The organism is Flectobacillus sp. (genome assembly GCF_049240685.1).
In the GTDB taxonomy this organism is placed as follows: Bacteria; Bacteroidota; Bacteroidia; order Cytophagales; family Spirosomataceae; genus Flectobacillus.
In genome coordinates this window covers 13980-30221 of record NZ_JBMLSD010000296.1, presented here as the reverse complement: position 1 = coordinate 30221, position 16242 = coordinate 13980, and the positions used below count along the sequence as shown (strand labels likewise).

At 35.9% G+C, this 16242-nt stretch carries 15 protein-coding genes; 6 read left to right on the top strand and 9 right to left on the bottom strand.

Annotation, left to right across the window (positions count from 1 at the left end):
• On the bottom strand, window positions 1-702 hold a 702-nt coding region (locus ACOVQ4_RS13435; RefSeq protein WP_421821146.1), incomplete at its 3' end, for an MBL fold metallo-hydrolase.
• Between the two features lie 21 nt (window positions 703-723).
• Entirely contained in the window at window positions 724-1926 is a 1203-nt protein-coding gene (locus ACOVQ4_RS13430; RefSeq protein WP_421821145.1) for an MFS transporter, read from the bottom strand.
• A gap of 288 nt (window positions 1927-2214) precedes the next feature.
• Here ACOVQ4_RS13430 and ACOVQ4_RS13425 point away from each other — a divergent pair, with 288 nt between their 5' ends.
• The 4 genes from ACOVQ4_RS13425 (at window position 2215) to ACOVQ4_RS13410 (ending at window position 6116) form a co-directional block, all read left to right on the top strand.
• Window positions 2215-3096 carry a LysR family transcriptional regulator gene (locus ACOVQ4_RS13425; RefSeq protein ID WP_421821144.1) on the top strand — a complete coding sequence of 294 codons (882 nt, stop codon included), beginning with the start codon at window positions 2215-2217 and terminating at the stop codon, window positions 3094-3096.
• 55 nt (window positions 3097-3151) lie between these two features.
• Window positions 3152-4060: a helix-turn-helix domain-containing protein gene (locus ACOVQ4_RS13420; RefSeq protein WP_421821143.1), complete on the top strand. Its 909-nt coding sequence runs from the start codon at window positions 3152-3154 to the stop codon at window positions 4058-4060.
• Window positions 4061-4169: 109 nt separating this feature from the next.
• Entirely contained in the window at window positions 4170-5189 is a 1020-nt protein-coding gene (locus tag ACOVQ4_RS13415; protein ID WP_421821142.1) for an aldo/keto reductase, read from the top strand.
• A gap of 375 nt (window positions 5190-5564) precedes the next feature.
• Complete coding sequence (locus ACOVQ4_RS13410; protein ID WP_421821141.1) at window positions 5565-6116, top strand: DNA-3-methyladenine glycosylase I; 552 nt, start codon at window positions 5565-5567, stop codon at window positions 6114-6116.
• A gap of 301 nt (window positions 6117-6417) precedes the next feature.
• On the opposite strand, the gene ACOVQ4_RS13405 is transcribed toward ACOVQ4_RS13410, so the two are convergent.
• The 4 genes from ACOVQ4_RS13405 to ACOVQ4_RS13390 all read right to left on the bottom strand — a co-directional run bounded on the left by ACOVQ4_RS13405 (window position 6418) and on the right by ACOVQ4_RS13390 (window position 9698).
• Window positions 6418-7155, bottom strand: coding sequence for a protein phosphatase 2C domain-containing protein (locus tag ACOVQ4_RS13405; RefSeq protein ID WP_421821140.1), 738 nt, complete (start codon window positions 7153-7155; stop codon window positions 6418-6420).
• Window positions 7156-7364: 209 nt separating this feature from the next.
• Window positions 7365-7889 carry a hypothetical protein gene (locus ACOVQ4_RS13400; RefSeq protein WP_421821139.1) on the bottom strand — a complete coding sequence of 175 codons (525 nt, stop codon included), beginning with the start codon at window positions 7887-7889 and terminating at the stop codon, window positions 7365-7367.
• A 67-nt stretch (window positions 7890-7956) separates the two neighbouring features.
• Window positions 7957-8913 (bottom strand): hypothetical protein, encoded by a 957-nt coding sequence (locus ACOVQ4_RS13395; RefSeq protein ID WP_421821138.1) that lies wholly within the window; start codon window positions 8911-8913, stop codon window positions 7957-7959.
• Window positions 8914-8951: 38 nt separating this feature from the next.
• Window positions 8952-9698, bottom strand: a complete 747-nt coding sequence (locus tag ACOVQ4_RS13390; protein WP_421821137.1) for a hypothetical protein — start codon at window positions 9696-9698, stop codon at window positions 8952-8954.
• A 549-nt stretch (window positions 9699-10247) separates the two neighbouring features.
• On the opposite strand from ACOVQ4_RS13390, the gene ACOVQ4_RS13385 reads away from it, so the two are divergent.
• A complete protein-coding gene (locus tag ACOVQ4_RS13385; RefSeq protein ID WP_421821136.1) occupies window positions 10248-11582 on the top strand; it encodes a rhamnogalacturonan acetylesterase in 1335 nt (444 codons plus the stop codon).
• A 512-nt stretch (window positions 11583-12094) separates the two neighbouring features.
• Here the strand turns inward: ACOVQ4_RS13385 and ACOVQ4_RS13380 are convergent.
• Complete coding sequence (locus ACOVQ4_RS13380) at window positions 12095-12925, bottom strand: phosphatase PAP2 family protein (protein ID WP_421821135.1); 831 nt, start codon at window positions 12923-12925, stop codon at window positions 12095-12097.
• A gap of 335 nt (window positions 12926-13260) precedes the next feature.
• Complete coding sequence (pgi, locus tag ACOVQ4_RS13375; RefSeq protein WP_421821134.1) at window positions 13261-14907, bottom strand: glucose-6-phosphate isomerase; 1647 nt, start codon at window positions 14905-14907, stop codon at window positions 13261-13263.
• Window positions 14908-15455: 548 nt separating this feature from the next.
• Between pgi and ACOVQ4_RS13370 the strand changes: the two genes are divergently transcribed.
• Window positions 15456-15653, top strand: coding sequence for an MbtH family NRPS accessory protein (locus tag ACOVQ4_RS13370; RefSeq protein ID WP_421821133.1), 198 nt, complete (start codon window positions 15456-15458; stop codon window positions 15651-15653).
• 338 nt (window positions 15654-15991) lie between these two features.
• On the opposite strand, the gene ACOVQ4_RS13365 is transcribed toward ACOVQ4_RS13370, so the two are convergent.
• Window positions 15992-16242 (bottom strand): DUF819 family protein (locus ACOVQ4_RS13365; RefSeq protein WP_421821132.1); only part of this gene is annotated, 251 nt, incomplete at its 5' end.

The window sequence follows — 16242 nt, the reverse complement described above, 5'->3', positions numbered from 1 at the left end:
CTCCATATCATGATACAACAATATTTTCCAATTTTCTTCTTGGGCTTGTTGCTTCCAATGTGTTCTAAGGTCTCGGGCTTTTTTGCCGTCATAATCCGACTTGTAGGCAATACTGTGTTGCCAGTAACTTTCTTGAGGAAGGTTATCAGAACCAAAAAAATAGGTTTCTGTATCATTCTTAATCCAAAATACTTGTAAATACGGCGAATGCCCTCCTACAACTTGATAGGAGATTTCAGGTATGAGATTTCCGCTATCTTCATTCATCCAAACCATGTTGGACAAATCTTGTAATGGCATCAATTTCTGGAAATTATAAGAGGTACTTTGCGTTTGCGATAGGGCGTATTCGTATTCTCTTTTTTGTCCAAAAACTTGAGCATTAGGAAAATTTAATTGGTATTTACCTTCTTCAATTATTCCCAAACCATCGATATGATCTTTATGAAAATGCGACAGAAATACCTTGGTTATTTGCTCGGGTGTAATGCCTTCCTTGGCTAGTAAATCTTTGATAATAGGGCGCCCTGAGTATTCATATCCCGAACCTGTTTCGATTAGCATATAATCGGTATCAGTAATCACCAGAAAAGGTTGTACTGCTAGTTTTAAACCTTGCTCGTTTATAGCAGAAGTCAATGGTATAAATGCTCGATTTTTATCGACAAAATAATTGCCTTCTTGTAATGGGATAATTCTCATATTTTCAAGTGGATTTTGAGCCTATGCGCTCAGTACACGACTCGTATTCAATATTTTATTTCTCAAAACCACCATGGTAATGATATTGACAAATGCCAAAACTACTAGTAAACCTACAAATTTTTTGACACTAAAATGAGCAATCATATAGCCGCTCAATAAAGGTGTCAGTGCTTGTGCGACCATCGGTAATCCCGCTAAGCGGCCCATGATTGTTGCATACGAGTCGGCGCCAAATATCCATAGAGGTAATGTGCCGCGCAAAATTGAACGCATTCCATTGCCCAAACCAAAACAAATAACTGCTAAAAATGAAATCTGATGGTGCAACAAAAATAAAATCAGCCCTACAAAAATAGTTACCGACGATACCAAGGCTGAATTTAAAGGTGTTTTTTTAGGTAAAATTGCATCCAAAAATCGTATTCCTACTTGACTTGGGCCGAGCATTGCCCCCACACTTATCGCCACGGTCAGAGGCAATCCATTGTCGTTTAGTATTTCTACTAAATGGACAGAGATTCCTGTCATTAGAATAGAACCAATGGTAAAATTAATCAAAAGTATGGTAAACACATTGGTATTTTCTAAGCCTGTTGGGAGTTCTTGTTGAATATTCGATGAGATATTTTCCTCCTCTATCATTTGTACTTTTTCAGGAATCAAAAGTTTATGAACTGGAAAAACCCAAACGATGAGAATTCCTGCATACACAAAACAAGCATTTCGCCAGCCATAATAATTCAATAAAAACGAAAGCAAAGGCCAAACAACCGTTGTAGTAAATCCTGAAATTAGGGTAACTTGTACAATAGATTTACGGGCAATTTTGCCATATTTTTTCCCTAATGTAGCAAAAAGTGCATCATACAATCCCATCGCCATAGCTACCCCAACCACACACCAGCCTAATAAAAATAGCAAAAAATGATGGGATAAACCTATGATGATAAGCCCCGCTCCCATCACAAATCCTGCGTATAACAAATTGTAATTTTTCGCGATTGTATCAATCATTTTCCCCACCTTCGAAGCCAACATTCCCGATACCAACATCGCTAAAGACAAAGCGCCATACACTAATTGGTGCGACCAGCCTGTTTCTGAAATAATAGGTTTTGCCAAAATAGCCAACAAGAAAAATGAACCGCCCCAAAGCAAGATTTGGGTAAACCCTAGGATAAAATTTTTCGGTAATGAAACCGCCTTATATTCGATATTCATGAATTGGGATGTTTTACGTTATGCTATATTCTTCTCAATATCATCCACACTCAAGAAATGCTTCATGATTACACTGCAAAGTTGTAGAGAAGTTTTAAATTCGTAAAACGCTTTTTTTCTATTACATCAATCGGTATTTTCGATTTAGAAAAACCTTCTCGATTTCTGATTTCGGATGTTTGATTTCGGATTTATAACAAATAAACCAAAATAGGAAATCTCCTAAAACAAACACCCATTCAAAATTCACTAACTCACAATTCAAAATTCACAACTCACTCAATATCCATGGAGCTTCGACAATTAAAATACTTTCTCAAGGCTAAAGAGCTACTTAATTTTACGGAGGCCGCAGAGCAGCTTAATATCAGTCAGAGTACTCTTTCTCAGCAGATTAAGCAGTTAGAAGATGAGCTGGATATACCCTTATTTAATCGTATCGGCAAACGTGTTACCCTTACGGAAGCAGGTGCATTATTTGCGGATTTTGCCTTTCAAAGTATCAATAAAGCACAAGATGGATTACTGATGCTGAGGGACTTACACAATTTTCAAACTGGGAAAATTACCATTGGCGTAACCTATGGGCTACGATATGTTTTGACTCCTGCACTAATTCGTTTTGCAACGCAATACCCGCAAATTAAGATAAAAGTGGTATTTGGAACTTCGGAAGAATTGATAGACAAATTGAACCATTTGGAGCTTGATTTTGCCTTAAGTTTTTTTGGAGATATAGCGGTAGAAAAACATTTTGACTATCAAAATTTATTTTGCTCACCTATGACAGTTGTAACGGCACCAGATTCGGCTTTGGCACAAAAAGAGATAATTACTTTAGAACAGATAACGCAATATCCGCTAGTACTTCCCGCCAAAGGATACATGACCAGCAAATTTGTGCATGATTTATTCGAGCGCCACGGATTATCGCCCAATATTGCAATTGAAATCAATGATATTCCAACTTTGTTGGAATTGGTCAAAACAGGACATTGGCATACGATTTTGGCCAAAACCTCTGTCAGCCAAAAAGACGGCTTAGCAACTATTCCGCTTGTTGGCGAGAATATAGATAGAACGGCTATGATTATTTCAATGAAAGAAGTTTATCAGAAAAAGGCTGTCAAAGAATTTTATCAAATTCTGCACGAGGAAATTAACTTGTAGGCCGATTTTTTCGTTGCATTTTACAGGTTAGTTTGATTTTTTATAACTTTACTTCATGGAAAAGGTTCATACATTAGAAGATTTTTACAAGAATAGCGCCAACTGTTTACCCGAAAACCTCCGCAAGGACGTGGGGCATTTCAATGTATTCAAGATGGAGGATTATATAGGTAAACCCACAAAATCGGTGCCTTATAGTCGCAAGGACTACTATAAAATTTCGTTGATTATTGGCAACAATATATATCACTACGCTGACAAATCGATTGAAATAAAGTCTGCTGGAATATCGTTTGCCAATCCGATGATTCCTTATAAAATCGAAAGAATTGGAGAAACTCAGCGCGGCTATTTTTGTGTGTTTACCGAAGCTTTTTTGAATCAAATTCCTAATATCAAAGAGTATCCTATTTTTAAGCCTGGCAGCTTTCCTATTTATAATCTTGATGAAGAACAAATTGAGGAATTTCGACTAATTTTTGAACAGATGTCTGCTGAAATAAATGTCGATTATGCCTTCAAATACGATTTTTTGAGAGCATTAGTGCAACAAGTTATCCATAAAGCTATGCGTTTGTCGCCCAATGATAATATCCAAAAACATACGCATTCGGCTAATAATCGCATTACCTCTTTGTTTGTGGAATTACTTGAAAGGCAATTTCCGATTGAATCGCCCTTGCAAAGAATGAAATTACGCATTCCTGCTGATTTTGCGGGGCATCTTTCCATCCATATCAATCATCTTAATCGTGCTTTGAAAACGGTTACAGGCAAAACTACCTCCCAGTTGATTCAAGAAAGAGTTTTGCAAGAATCACAAACTCTGCTCAAACATACCGACTGGAATATCTCCGAAATAGGATATGCCCTTGGATTTGACGCCCCTTCGCATTTTACTTCCTTTTTCCGTCGTTCGTTACAAACTACTCCGAAGTTATTCCGAGAAATCAAAATTGTTTGATTTTTTATATTTTCTGTTTCGTTTGGGATAACTGTACACAAGAGTTTTGTAAGAAATTTGCATCAGATTTTTAGTAAAAACTTTTTCAAAAACTAATAAAACAAAACCTATGAAATACAATTATGTAGGCGAAACTGGACTTTTAGTATCAGAATTATGCCTCGGAACTATGACTTTTGGCGGAAAAGACGCTGGTATTTGGGGAAATATTGGACAACTCCAACAAGAGGAGGTCAATCAATTAATCAAAGCAGCCATTGACGCAGGTATTAACTTTATCGATACGGCCAACATTTACTCTTTTGGGCAATCTGAGCAATTACTTGGACAGTCGCTTATCGACCTCGGCATTCGTCGTGACGAAGTAGTTATTGCGACCAAAGTATTAGGACGAATGAACGATGCGCCCAATAGTGCTGGACTTTCTCGTTATCATATTTTCAACTCGGTTGAGGCTAGTCTAAAACGCCTTCAACTAGATTATGTGGACATTTTGTATGTTCATGGCGTTGATCCTCGCACTTCGGTAGAGCAAATTGTACATACCTTAAACGATGTGGTCAATGCAGGAAAAGCTCGTTACATTGCCATTTGTAACTGGCCTGCATGGATGGTGGCAACGGCACAGGAGATTGCAAAAAGCCACAACTGGCATCATTTCATTGGTTTACAATACTATTACTCGGCTGTTTCGCGCGATATAGAGCATGAATTAGTACCCATGGCACAGCATCACAAATTAGCCATCTTCCCTTGGAGTCCATTGGCTGGTGGTTTCTTGAGTGGCAAATATACTCGTCAGCAGGTAGTAGCTGGTTCGAGAAGAGAGAATTTTGATTTTCCTCCAATCGATAAAGAAAAAGCCTACGATTTGGTAGATGTTATGCAGGAAATTGCAACAGCACATCAAACTACTGTGGCACAAGTAGCTTTGGCATGGGTTCGCCATCAACCAGGTGTTACCAGTACGATTATCGGAGCTAAAACAATTACTCAGTTACAAGACAATATTGCTTCGACACAAATACAGCTTTCGGCTGAGGATTTGCAGAAAATTGATACCGTGAGTCCACTTCCGATGCAATACCCAGGCTGGATGGTAAAACGCCAAGGAGATTATAGAAAATAATTGAGTGATGAGTAATCGCAAAATTAATTTGTAGAGACGCAATGATTGCGTCTGAAGATGCGTCATTGGGGATATAGAATCAAACATGATTCATCCCGAATTTTTGGGATTAGAGTTATCCTCAAAGTTTTCATCAAAAAAGCGGTTGGAAAATATTTTCTGACCGCTTTTTTGATGCTACCATGCCAGATTCTACTCAGCTTAAGACGCAATCATTGCGTCTCTACAGGTAGAATACAAATTTTACCTAATCGCTAAATTCGGGATGACTTCATTTTTATTTTTCAGATTTATGGAAAATCATCTTGACTGAAGCAAAGAACTATTTCGAAATTACTTACGTTGATTGAGTTTAACAAATCTATAACCCGACCTATGTCTTATTGCAAAGCTATTCAAAATATGCAACCTGCCGACCGTAAGGCCTTGCATGCCCATTATCACGACCATCACTACGGCTTCCCGATTCACGACGATAATGCCTTATTTGGCAGATTGATTTTAGAAATCAACCAAGCGGGTTTGAGTTGGGAAACAATCCTTAAAAAAGAGCAAGCCTTCAAAGAAGCCTATAGTCATTACGATATCGACAAAGTAGCCTCGTACACCGAGGAGGATAGAGAAAGGCTTTTGGCAGATGCAGGCATTATTCGCAATCGCTTAAAAATCAATGCAGCGATAGAAAACGCCAAAAAAATTCAGGTTTTGCAAAAGGAATATGGCTCTTTTGAAAAATGGCTAGAAGCACACCATCCCAAAACCAAGGAAGAATGGGTAAAGCTTTTCAAAAAGACGTTCAAATTTACAGGAGGTGAAATTGTGGGAGAATTCTTGATGAGCATTGGCTATCTAAAAGGCTCACACGACGACGATTGCCCAACACAACAAAAAGTGCTTGCCCAAAACCCTAAATGGGCGGGGGTTTAATGGTGAGTGGTGGATTGTGAATTAGTAGTGTTCGAAGGATTCTAGAACTGTTTATATCGGATACCGGATGTTGGATTTCGGAAGTGTACTATTTTATATTTTATAAAAATTTAGGTATTTTACTTTATTTCCAAAATCAGAATTCCCAAATCTGAAATGGGTAAAAATCCTTCTGACACAACTAATGATGTATTATAAGTTTCCCCTCCTTTATGTATTTTGGAATATGAGAATGAGTCTCTTTGATCACGAACCTCAGTTAAAAGAGGCTAGTAGCTAAAGACAAATGAAAAACTTCTCGTTACTTCAACAATCTGATTATTGCTAAATCGTCGGTTGGTTTAAGTCCAAAATTATATTCTAATTTTTTGAGTTTAAAATTCAACATCTCTTCATGATCTAATTCCGTTTTATCAAGTATGAGGTATTCCAAAGCATTTATTGAATCTGTATTTTCTACTTTTTTAAACTTCTCAAACATAAAGATTCCATCTGTTGCAATACTAATATCTTCAATTTGGTCGAATAATATTTTCTGTTTTTGATTATCATACCACGTATCAAAATCTTCTGCAAGATGAAATCCTAAATAATCAGGCTTGTTGTCTTGGTCAAATTCGGTAATTATTCCATTGATATTAACGAGCCCATCGCCCACCACTAATACAACACCTTTATTTGTTTTCTTATCAAGAAGTAAAATAATGAGGGTTGTTAATAACTCATTTCTTTCAAGCAAAAGTTGATTTTTAATAATTACTAATTCCTTGAAAAGCTCTTTAAGTATCGATTTGAGATAGGTATCAATGTCATTGGAAATTGTCTCTAAACTATATAGTTCACTATATCCCTTTTTAATCGATATTTTTCTTAAAAGTTTTCCAACAAGTGTAGAAGCAAAATAGCTATCAATAGCCATTGTACAGCCATCCATTACTGCGCACAAGATTTTATCATTACCAATATTACCTGTGAACAAATAATCTTCGCAATGATTTATATGGTAATCGCCTATTTGTATGGTTGAATAAATTTTCATTCTTGAGTGTTAATCTTACTAGTTCTATTTTTTATTTACTGATACAGAAAAATACAATGAGCACTTATTTTGAATATTGTACGAAACCATGAGTCTACGCCTAATATAAGTTGAATTTATGAGATGTATGGTTCAGGAAAAATTTACTTGATAGACCAAATTATCGCAAATTCAATGGCTACAAAACGAATAATTTTCAAGTACCTACGCTACAAAGTCCACCAAAATATCCCTTCCTTTTTTTCTGTTTCTTTTAACGTTTTCTGCACAACAATTTCAAAGCCTACTTCTCCATCAGGGTCAAAAGTATAGTCTTGGGGGTCAAACAACTGCCGAATTGTTATATTATATAATCCATTTTCAAGCGTTATTGCCAAGTCTGCATGATGTGGTGCAGGAATTTTTACCTCCTCGAATTGAGCAGACATGGATAAATCTTCAAAAGTAGTTAAATATAGCTTTCCCTCGGTAACTGCAATAGTGCTGGTAATTTCACGAAAAGGATTTTTGTGAATAGGTCTTTCAACAAAAGAAACAACCCAAATACTTGGTAAGCCGGTCGACCAAATAACTAAACATTTGTTATTCATCTCATTGACAAAATGTTCTACTAGCTGAGTAAGTTGCCAGTCTTCGTCAACAAAAGATTGATATGATTCTGAATTCACAATTGCTAAAAATCCAGAATCGTCTGATATCTTAATTTGGTTAGTTTGGTGAAGAAGTGAGAACATATCTTTGTTTTTTAGGATTTAAGAGCGCTTTGCCAATTCTATAATTTGAAGAAATTTCCCCGTCTAATCAGCGGCTTGTCAACTTCGTAACCAAGGGTGACAACATAAACACAATCCAAATAATAATATGTCTTGGGAGGAAATCAAATCGATAATTTAACCAGTAAAGCCCTACTGTGAGTACAATAATAACGGACGAATGTTTAAAGTCAGTTTGGCGGTCAGAGTATCTCATGATGTGTTTATTTTTAAACTCTTGGATTTCACTAAAGTATGTTGAATTAAAAAAAGAACCTCTACTAGGCAAAAAAAATAATAACATGAGTGCATTTTGCACAATGTATATACTCGAAAAGCCTAGAAAAAAATACTGAAGTACGAAATACGCTCCATTTGCAAAAGATTGATTAGATGTAATATTATGATTTTGGTACACTCGATATATCACATCAATACTCATCAACAATACGATAATAGAGCTCCAAAAACTCAATACCAACTTCGTAGTTCTTGAAAGTATGAAAGGTGTCAGAGCATTGATTATGGAGAATAATGATAACAGTAACCCAAGGATAAGTAAAGATTTTATCAGCCAGTTTTCCGTTCTCATATATCCACAATCGATAACCCAATAGATTATAGAAATTGAGTATAGCAACGTTACTCCTTCTGTTAGCTTAAGTGTTGCTTTTTCATCATGGAAAATAGCAGAGATAAAAGAAAAAGTGATCCAAAATATATAAGGAAAAGAAGATAGATGTTGTCGAATATCATAGAAAGGAGGTAGCAACATAATAATACTGCAGATAAAAGCGGCAATAAAAATGTAGCCAACCCTTACCCAGCTATCAGATATTCTTAAACTTTCAAACAGTAATCCTAAAAAAAGGGCTAAAATACCGAATGAATATATTTTGTATTCACTCGGTACTAATTTATAGCCAATAAAGATTAAGAACACACTCAATGATATGATGATGACTACATACAGAATATCATTAAAATAAGGTAATCTTTTGTTCATGTTGAAAATCAATTGGTGTGAAAGATGGATTATATTTCCTATCCATCATAATTCATATTTATTACTTTTCTTTCAACAATTTCTATTTCTAAAGTATGATCTGATACAAAAATATCCCCAACCGAAATCTCTGCGCAAAGCTTTCCATTTTCTGTTACACTGATATTAAAGTTATATATTTCTAAAGTGTGATACCATTCTCCATTTGCTTCATCACCTGTGAAATCGCTCATATTTTTGTTATAAAATTTTATAAGTTCTTTTTTACAAGTTCCTAGCCAAAAGATAAAGTCAATTATTTTTTCCGCATAAGTATCAAACTGATTTCCTCCGTAAAGCGAAATAGTTATAGTGTCCTTTTCAATAATTTTACCAAAAACACAAATCTCCTTACTTGTTATAAGATATTGATTCTCATTTGTTTCTGAAGCTACAAAATCTGTAGGTAATAGTTTCGACAGTATTTTTTCTTGCTGTTTTTTTCTAAAATCTTTTATGATATATCTATTCCCGTGAGATTGAGATTTTTCCTCCATCACATACAATTTGGCGACTACTTTTTTATCACTTAAATCAGCCACCGATTTCAAAACTTTATAGGCTGAAAGATGAAAACCCAACATGCTATATACATTAGCAAGTGTTATGTCATCGTTTTTAGTTCTTGTTGCGGACTCTAGATCATAAAGCAAATCATACATTTTTATAATACTATCTTTTGAGGGTTTAGCCCTTTTGAATTCACTTGCAATCTCAATAAAATCTTTGGCAAAATTTCTTTCCATAATTTTTGTAGTTTGAAATAGAGGTACTAATTAGTTTGTCAATGGCTCATCACCAATAGAACATTCCAGTTGTTAGATTTTCAGTTTTTAGCCTCATTTAATTTAAATAATACCTCTAAATATACTAAAATTCAAGTCAGCAATATTCCCCCCAACAACTTTCTTACCCAACATCAATATACCTATTAACAAAACCCTTACAAAAATTCCCTTCTCTATCGTGGTTCATAGTATCATTAGCTTTTTTGACTAAACTAAAACTTTATTTCAACTGCTAAAATCTCGTTATCGACTACAAATGATTAGAGCCTTGAAATCTTCAGTTACACTCTTTTTCTGATAGGTGTCATTTCTAAAAAAAACCAAAATCAAATAGTTTAAAGAGGTAATTCAAAACTACCATCACAAAAACAAACAAGATTATCAGTAAATCATTACTGATTCCTGCTTTATGGAGATAAAACAAGATATCCCCCTATAAAATATAAAATCAATCAACTGTTGAAAGCAAAGTGTTTTTTCTAAGGTAATTTTCTAACAACAAAACAAATGTTTTCACAAAAATCCGTTTTATCACTCTGCCTGATAACAGCAGTAAATTTGACTGCTTTTTCACAAGTAAAAAATTCTTTTAAGTTTGACTTTGGCACGGGTGCTGTTGCCAAAGGGTTTCAAGCTGTTGGTCCAAGTGACTACTATTCAAAAGCAAAAGGTTTTGGTTTTATGCCAAACGCTAAAATCTCTGCTGAAAATCGTGCTTCAAAAGAGGCCCTTACTGCCGATTTTTGCACCAGCAATACTCCCTTTTTCTTTACGGTCGACGTTCCAGAAGGAAATTATGATGTTAAAGTAATCTTGGGCGATGCCGAGGGGACTTCTTCTACTAGCATAAAAGCCGAATGTCGCCGATTGATGTTAGCAAAAGTAGAGACTGAAAAGGGGAAGTTGATTACTAAAAATTTTACGGTAAACGTTCGTTATCCCGAAATTTCAGATTCATCAAGCGTAAAACTCAAGCCTAGAGAAAAGGAGTATTTACATTGGGATCACCAACTAACGCTAGAATTTAATGGCAAATTGCCCAAGGTTTGTGCTTTAGAAATCACGCCAGCATCGAGTAAGATTCCAACCGTATTTTTGGCAGGAAACTCCACCGTTGTAGACCAAGCCATTGAACCTTTTGCCGCTTGGGGACAAATGATTCCAAGTTTTTTCCAAGCAGGAAAAGTAGTGTTTGCCAATCACGCCGAATCAGGTGAAACTATTAAAAGTTTTACTTCTGAAAAACGTCTTGAAAAAGTCATGAGTCAAATCAAAAAGGGAGATTATTTCTTTATGGAGTTTGCGCATAACGACCAAAAACCAGGCTCTGGGCTCAAATCACAATCGACATACAAGGAATATCTGGTCAGTTTTATCAAAAAAACACGTGAAAAAGGCGCTACTCCTGTGTTGGTTACCTCTATGCACCGTCGTAAATTTGACGAAAACGGTAAAATCATTAATACGCTTGAAGATTTTCCAGACGCTATGCGTCAGGTAGCAAAAGACGAAAATGTTGCATTAATAGATTTGAACAAGATGAGTAAAACTCTTTGGGAAACACTCGGCATAGAAAATTCAAAAAAGGCTTTTGTTCATTATGAAGCAAATACCTTTCCGAATCAAGAAAAAGCGATTCATGACGACACACATTTTAGTAATTATGGTGCCTACCAATTGGCAAAATGCATCGTAGAAGGTATCAAATCCAATCATTTAGGGATTGAAAAATATCTCAACAAGGATTTTAAAGCCTACAATCCAGCTCAGCCCGATGATTTGAATACATGGGATTTCCCAGTGAGCCCTTTGGTCTCAGTAATCAAACCTGATGGAAACTGAATTGAGTGATGAGTTGTGAGTTTTGAGTGATGAGTTGTCCTCGCCTAAAATTCAGGACAATTCATCTCTCAAAACGAGGACTATGCGAAAGATCTGATTACTGGACAAAATTGAAGTTACTAGTTCAAGACTTAGTCTTGGACTCATTTTTTTAACAGTTTTAAACTGTTTTTAAACATTCATTGAAAAAGTCTAGATACCTTTTCTCTTTTTGTCCAGTAATTAGGCGAAAGATAGTATTTTATTCAAAAGCGTTCTAATCCTTAGCATTTTTGTTGTAGCGACAAACCTTGCGGTTGTCACTACAGCAATCTTGTTCTGAACACAACATTAATCTTTCGTACACTACTAATATAGAATGTTAGATTTCGAAAGTTTAAGTTGCAATATTTTGTAAAAAACAAAAAGGTTCTACTTTATTTCCGAAATCAGAAATCTCAAAACTGCAATCGTTTGGAATCCTTAGTACAATCCTAACTCATCATTCACCATTCACCATTCATAACTCACCACTAAAACGCCAATGTAGCAGCAACGCCCCCAAATTGCGGAGAATAGATTGGTTGAAAAGTCAAATTTTTCTTTTGTTGTAATCTTTTATGAAATTCAGGAACGAGAATACCACAGATAGCTCCTGATACAAAACCCGTAATCACATCCGATTTGAAGTGCTTTCCTGCTTCTGTTCGGTAATAGCCCACCAAGGCTGGTGGAATAGCTGCAAGGGTAAATAACCCGATTCTTTTCAAACCTTTTATTTGGTGATAATCGGTGTAAACTTTTGCCAAAAAGAATGTTGCCGTTGAACTAAACGAAACGTGTCCACTAAAAAATGAGTTGCTTCGTCCATCTCCCATTTTTTCCTCCGCTGTCAAATTAGGATTGTACGTCAACGGTCGTGGACGACGAATAGAATATGCCGCACCAAAATATAAGGCATTATCCACGGCATGCGTCATCATGTACATACTCAGCAAATCAACCCAGTCTTTTCGGATATTTTTATCCAGCATCAAAAGTGCAGGGCTAATGATAGAAATATTGAGAAACAAATCAGAATTTTTCTCAGCTGAGGAAAAATTTGCTGGATTTTTGAAGGCGATTGGTCTATCAAAACTGTTCAAATCATTGGGATTAAGCTTTAGAATATCCTCTTTTGATAAGTGTGCGACTTTATCCAATTGACGAAAACCGAAAAAGGAAGCCACGGTCAACCCAACACCAGTGGTCAATTCAATTTTGGGCTTTACAAAATAGATTTTTTGATGTTCTACAGAGTCTTTTTGTCCAAAAGAGCTCATACATATCGATAATAAAAGGAGAACAGATAAGGTTAATTTCATAAATGATGACTTAAAAACTTGAGTTGAGATTTGTGTTTTCAATATTTTTCAACAAGTCTACATAACACTATTTTTATGCTCAAACAACCAAGGTAATAGATTTAGTTCAGCAAAGGCATTATCCCAGCTATTATGATTCACATTAGGATACTTTGTTTGAACAGATAAGATTTAATTTAAAACTAGAATACCAAAAGTAGAGACGTAATACATTACGTCTGAAATAATATTCCATTTAGCCTAATAACATCAAAAAAGCGATCGAAAATTATTTTCCGACCGCTTTTTTCAAAAATTTGTAAAATATTGATTAAAATCAATCACTCAATTCATCACTATCTCCAAGCTTTGTAAGCGTTGATCAAACCGTTGGTTGAAGAGTCGTGAGAAGTAATGTTATCTTCTGAAGCTAATTCTGGTAAAATCTTGTTTGCCAACTGCTTACCTAATTCTACACCCCATTGGTCGTAGCTAAAGATATTCCAAATAACCCCTTGAACAAAGATTTTATGCTCGTACATCGCCACCAAGCTACCGAGAGTACGTGGAGTCAATTTTTTGAACAAAATAGAGTTCGTTGGTCTATTTCCTTGGAATACTTTGAATGAAGCCAACTCAGCAATTTCCTCTGCTGATTTACCTGCTTTTTCGAATTCTGCTACTACTTCTTCATACGTTTTGCCGTTCATCAAAGCCTCTGTTTGAGCAAAGAAGTTCGACAACAATAATTGGTGGTGATTGCCAATCACATTTTGTGATTGAGCAGGTGCCAAGAAATCACAAGGAATCAATTTTGTACCTTGGTGAATCAATTGATAGAAAGCGTGTTGACCGTTTGTACCTGGCTCACCCCAGATAATCGGACCCGTTTGGTAATTAACCGCTTTTCCGTCACGACCTACATATTTACCATTTGACTCCATATCTCCTTGTTGGAAATATGCCGCAAAACGGTGCATATATTGATCATAAGGCAACAAAGCGTGAGAATCAGCATCGAAGAAGTTGTTATACCAAATACCAACCAATGCCAAAATCACTGGAATATTTTCGTTGAAATCTGTAGTTCTGAAGTGCTTGTCCATAGCGTGAGCACCTTCCAAGAGTTCAATAAAGTTTTCGAAACCAATAGAAAGGACAATCGATAAACCAATAGCCGACCACAAAGAGTAACGACCACCAACCCAGTCCCAGAAACCAAACATATTGGCAGAATCGATACCGAATTTAACGACTTCTTTTTCATTGGTCGAAATGGCAACGAAATGTTTGGCAACTGCCTCTAGCGAACCACCATTTGCCACAAACCAATCACGTGCTGAGTGTGCATTGGCCATAGTTTCTTGCGTTGTAAAAGTTTTAGAAGCAATCAAAAACAAGGTAGTTTCTGGATTAACTTTCTTCAAAACTTCAGCAATATGAGTACCATCTACGTTAGATACAAAATGTAAATTAAGGTGGTTTTTGTAGGGTTTCAAGGCTTCTGTAACCATAACAGGGCCTAAATCCGAACCACCAATACCGATATTTACGACATCGGTAATGGCTTGGTCTGAATAACCTTTCCAAGCACCTGAAATTACTTTTTCAGAAAAGTCTTTCATTTTATCCAAAACAGCATTTACCGCTGGCATCACGTCTTCGCCACCAACGGCGATAGGCGTATTAGAGCGATTGCGTAGCGCTACGTGCAATACCGCACGATTTTCTGTTTTGTTAATCAAATCGCCAGTAAACATACGTTCGATGGCATCATCCAATTCACATTCGTTGGCCAAAGCAATCAATGCTGCCTTGGTTTTTTCGTTGATAAGGTTTTTAGAATAATCAACTAAAATGTCTTCAAAACGGATTGAGTATTTCTCGAAACGCTCTGAATCGGCTGTGAAAAGTTCTTTAAGAGGTGTTTGTTCGACTTCAGCTTTTAATTTAACTAAATGTTGAAAGGCGACAGTTTGGTTGAACGGGACAGATTTAAGCATGATTAGTCTTTAAATTTATAAAAAGGAATTGTTGGACAAAAGTACAAAAACCAGCTATAAGATACCGAAAAAAATAGTTTTTTAGCCTTGGTAATTTTTATAAGGCCTAAAAGAAGAATAGAATAATCATATTTCAAGGGTTTTGAGGTAAAACGCTAACGCTAAAGAAGCGCACTAATTACTAGAGAAAATGAGACTGGAGGATTCAGGTGTTTGATATTTTTCACTGAATTTTTAAAAAAAGTTTCAAACTATTAAAAAATGAGTCCAAGACTAGGTCTTGAACTAGGTCATTCTATTTTTTTCAGTTATCAGCGAAGCGCATTTTATTTAATGAATTGGAATTGACAGACAATTGTTTATGGATTAATTTTCTCAATTAAAAACAAAAATCATAGCTCCTCACATCAAGTCCAAATAGGAGGAGAATTTTAACTATTAATTGACAATTTTTTAATAGTTTTTTTACTACTTATGTAATTTTTTCTTGATTTTTTTGTTATATTTATAATTGATGTTCTAATCACTTTACATAAATAAGTGCTGCAATGAAACAAGAAACAATCTATCAGGTAATTTTTGATGGTCATATTCATACCATCATTCCTGCGGAAAACGATGTTCCAGCAGGTTGGAAAACAACAGGTCGTATGGGTACAAAAGATTTGTGCTTAGAATATATCGACGAGGTGATGAGGAATTCGATCGTTTCCTTTTTGAGGAACAGAGGTAATTGTACTTATTAAACCCAAGAGCAGGACTATGAGTACCATCTAGCATTGTCATTTGCTCCTCAAAATTTCTAGATTTACAAACGATTTTTTCCAAATAATAAAGGGTTCCAGCTTCGGCTAGAACCCTTTTCTTTTGGGTTTTATTAGGCTTTATGTGTTCGGCTTGGGGCAAAGGACAAAATACTTCCATCGTTTACTAGAAAGTATACTTATGTATTCATATCTATTTACGAAAGGATAAGTTTGGTAATAGTTGTAGCGGCAACAAAAATGCAAACGATTAGAACGCTTTTGAACAAAATACAATCCTCAGTACACCACCAATTCACAATTCACTAATTCAAAATTCACTAAATCGCTAAATTATTCACCCATTGCATCATCAAACCTGTAAGGTAGCCACAATACGTACCCAAGGCATAACCTAATATTGCTAGCAAAACACCTACCGATGCCAAAGAAGGATGAAATGCTGCCGCCACTACCGAGGCAGAAGCCGCACCTCCAACATTTGCTTGTGAACCAACAGCCGTGAAAAAGAAGGGAGCCTTGACCAAATAGGCCGCAAGCAAAGTAAATCCAGCGTGGAAGGACATCCAAA